Origin of the sequence: Photobacterium phosphoreum, from assembly GCF_002954725.1 — a bacterium.
Classification (GTDB): Bacteria; Pseudomonadota; Gammaproteobacteria; order Enterobacterales; family Vibrionaceae; genus Photobacterium; species Photobacterium phosphoreum.
The window spans coordinates 2,682,852-2,685,636 of sequence record NZ_MSCQ01000001.1 but is presented as its reverse complement, the minus strand read 5'-3'; the positions used below and the strand labels follow the sequence as shown (position 1 = coordinate 2,685,636).

The following is a 2,785-nucleotide window of genomic DNA, read 5'->3' as shown; positions in this document are numbered from 1 at the left end:
TAACGATTTGCTCTTCAGTTTTTTCAAGTGCTAATACTAGGCTATCAATTTGTGTTGATAGAATAACCGCACGCGCATCTTCGTAAGAAGTAGCAGTGATGATTTCGATAGAGCGGTTTTGTAGTTCAGCAATTAATGATTTAGTTGCACGATCTGCAAAGCTGTTGGGAGTAATATTTTGGTGTTCAATAACGAGAGCACGCATTTTGTTGGTTATATAGTTGTTGTTCATAATAACGCCTGAATAAAATGATGAGTGGCTGACATGTTTTATGTCGCCAGTATGAATATGACGACATGAAACACCGATCGAATTTATAAGTAGGGAATAAATAATGCGCTTATTAATATCAACATTAATAGTAAGCGTACTTATTATTTACTCCCATTTCGTTCTAGTTGGTTATTAATAAATTAACTTGCTTTAGCTTCTGGTTTCGTATCTCTGGCAGCAATGAAGCCGTAGAAGATATAACCCAGTAGCGTCAAGATGGTACCGCCAAATACTGCGGTTTCACCACAAGCATACACGCCATAAATACTGTAAAGCACAGCTAACGTACCCACAGTTGCACCAATTCGGTATTGTTTTTTAGACACTGCATTCTTGCGAAGCAGCACTTCTAACCCTGTCATTGATAGGATATACGGTACCATGTTAATAAATACTGCAAGGTTCAATAGCGCGTTAAATTGACTGATTAGGTTAGGCGAGATAGTCATTACTGCCAGTAAGATTTCAGCTGCTAACATGATTAACATACCGGCAACGGGTACGCCTGCTTTATTGGTTTTAGCAAAGATTTTAGGGAATAAGCCTTCATCTGCTGCTGCTTTAGAAACTTGTGCGTTAGTGAACTGCCAGCCAAGTAGTGAGCCGATACATGCGATAACCGCTGCAAGAGTAACAATGTTACCTACCATTGGATTGAACATGTGGCTGAACACGAGACCAAACGGTGCCGTTGATGCTGCAAGTTCTGAGTTTGGAATAATACCTTGAATAACACCGGTTGAAGCAATGTAAACAATGGCTGCGAAACCGGTACCAAACAGTACCGCAAGAGGGACGTTACGCTCTGGGTTTTCAACCGCATCAGAGTTAGCACCTGCAGACTCAATACCTAGGAATGCCCATAAAGTCAGTGCGATACCAGAAGATACTGAGTGCATAGTGGTGTCGTTGTGTGGGTTCCATGCGTTCATGAATGTTTGCGGATCGAACCACCACCACCCGATGATAGATAGACCCGCAACTGGAATAATAATACCCCAAACAGTGAATGCGGAGATTTGCCCCGTGATTTTTGCGCCACCAAAGTTAGCCACCATGGTGAAGATAAGGATCGCGACGACACCGTAAAAAGTGTGCATCGGCGTATCAAGCCAAGGCATAAACGGTTTGATGTAACCTAAACAAGAAACGGCAATAGCAACACAGCTAATGACCAAACACACGTAATAAGTGTAAGAGGAGATGAAGAAAGAGGATTTTCCGTGTGCTTCTTCTGCGTAAGCTGACATACCGCCAGAGCGTTTACAAAACGCACCACATTTAGCGAAAGTGTAAGCAATACACATTGCGCCTAGTGCAGTAACAACCCAAGACAACATTGAAATGGCACCAACTTGCGCCAAGCTTGCTGGTAACATAATAATACCGGAACCCATCATGTTAACTGCAACAAGTACAGTTAAGCCGACAAGCCCCATTTTTTTAGTGCCAGTATCTGATGACATTATATTCACCTATGATTAGAAGGGAGATAAACCTATTTAAAAAAGGATTTGTCTGTATTTGAATAAATCAGTTCCATGGTGAGTTATTTATTATTTAAGTGATGAATGTTTAATTGTTTAATATTAACTATTCATTACCTACGTAATCACAATATAACTATTTATGATTGAATATCTTTAGCGTAGATAATTAACCTTTTGCTTGACCCAATATAGGTGGGTATTTTGATAAAAACAAAACTTTATCAGTGGAATAATAGATTTCATTTTTGATTTAACAAGGCCTGTTGATATCATTATTCGTTCATTTTGTTTTATTATTGGTTTTTTCTGTGTGATTTTTTGGTTTTTTCTTATTAAAAGTTATTTATTTACAAGGGGTTGTTTTGTTTTGGTTATGATGGATTAAAACGCAGCGTGAAAGCATAATTATTCAAAAATAGCGTATTAAAAAAAGTGGAAAATATTATTAATTGGCAGATTTTAAAAATTAAATTTGTATTTCAAGTAATTTAATCTAAGTAAGGCCGTTGAATTGGAGAGTAATGTAATTTGCAGGCAAAAAAAATCCCCCGCTATAGTAGCGAGGGATTGATAAGAGAGTCACATTATCGCGTTAGACGATTATAGTGCTTCTTTTTTGATACAAAGAACGTGGTATTTACCGTCTTCGATTTCTGCGCCTTCAGTTTCGTGTTCGAAACCAGGGAATTCAGCATCCCATGCTTCTAGTGCTTTCAAGTACTGGATTTGAGGACTTGTATCATCACCGAAGTTTTCGCCACCCATAAGCATTGGGATGCCTGGTGGGTAAGGGATAACAGAGTTCGCTGCAACGCGGCCAACAAGTTTATCAGAAGCCACTAACTCAACGTCATCAGATACTACGAACTGGTAAGCAGTACGTGGTTTCACTTCCATTACTGGAAGGCTTGAGTAAGCGTGGTTCAGTACTTGGCTTGGGTTATGACGTACTAGGTATTCAAACATCTTGTTACCAAGATCTTTAAGACCAAGACCGCGGTAAACTTCTGGAGCAGAAGCT

2 protein-coding genes and 1 pseudogene are annotated in these 2,785 nt (G+C 39.3%); all 3 read right to left on the bottom strand.

Annotated elements, in window-relative coordinates; genetic code table 11:
* Positions 1-232: pseudogene (locus BTO21_RS11915) on the bottom strand (arginine decarboxylase); the annotation flags it as partial.
* 182 nt (positions 233-414) lie between these two features.
* Positions 415-1,740: a putrescine-ornithine antiporter gene (gene potE, locus BTO21_RS11910; RefSeq protein WP_065195526.1), complete on the bottom strand. Its 1,326-nt coding sequence runs from the start codon at positions 1,738-1,740 to the stop codon at positions 415-417.
* A 624-nt stretch (positions 1,741-2,364) separates the two neighbouring features.
* On the bottom strand, positions 2,365-2,785 hold a 421-nt coding region (locus tag BTO21_RS11905; protein ID WP_477646129.1), incomplete at its 5' end, for an Orn/Lys/Arg family decarboxylase.

Bases quoted from the DNA above. Each gene is read 5' to 3' on its own strand.
- potE (WP_065195526.1), bottom strand. From the start codon at position 1,740: ATGTCATCAGATACTGGCACTAAAAAAATGGGGCTTGTCGGCTTAACT.